At 76.9% G+C, this 601-nt stretch carries 1 protein-coding gene; it reads left to right on the top strand.

Going from position 1 to position 601, the window contains the following annotated elements; genetic code table 11:
• Positions 1-601: aKG-HExxH-type peptide beta-hydroxylase (locus tag ACYVE9_RS30145; RefSeq protein WP_461031029.1), on the top strand; the 601-nt coding region annotated here is incomplete at both ends.

Raw genomic sequence — 601 nt, 5'->3', positions numbered from 1 at the left:
GCCGCCGGCGAACTGCTGCACGCCCGGCACCCGCGCGCGGCGGAGCTGCTGGGCCTGGCCTGCCGGACGGTGGTCCCGCTGCCGCCCGCTCCGCGCTTCCGCAACGCCAGCGCGTCCTACAGCGAGGCCTTCGGCAGCGCGCTGATCTCCCTGCCGGGGGACGCCCGCGAACTCGCGGTGACCGCGGTGCACGAGGCGCGGCACTCCGTGCTCAACGCGTTGCTGCACCAGCTGCCGCTGTGCGGCGACACCCGCCCGGACGGCTCCCCGCTGCTGCTGCACGCGCCCTGGCGCGGCGACCCCCGGCCGCCGTCCGGACTGCTGCACGGGGTGTACGCGTTCGCCGGGGTAGCCGCCTTCTGGCGCGTCGAACGCCACTCGCTGACCGGGCCGGAGGCGGTCCTGGCGCACTTCGAGTACGCGCTCTGGCGGCAGGCCGTCGGTGAGGTCGCGGAAACGTTGCGCCACCACGAGGTGCTGACGGCCTGGGGACGACGGTTCGTCGACCGGGTCGCGGACGAGGCGGCGGGCTGGGCGGACGACCACGTGCCCGAGGCGTCCCGGGCGCCGGCACTCGCCGAGCTGGCCGACCGGCGGGCCA

The sequence above is a fragment of the Streptomyces sparsus genome (assembly GCF_054776295.1).
The sequence above is the reverse complement of the archived record's forward strand: the minus strand, read 5'-3'. Positions and strand labels throughout refer to the sequence as shown.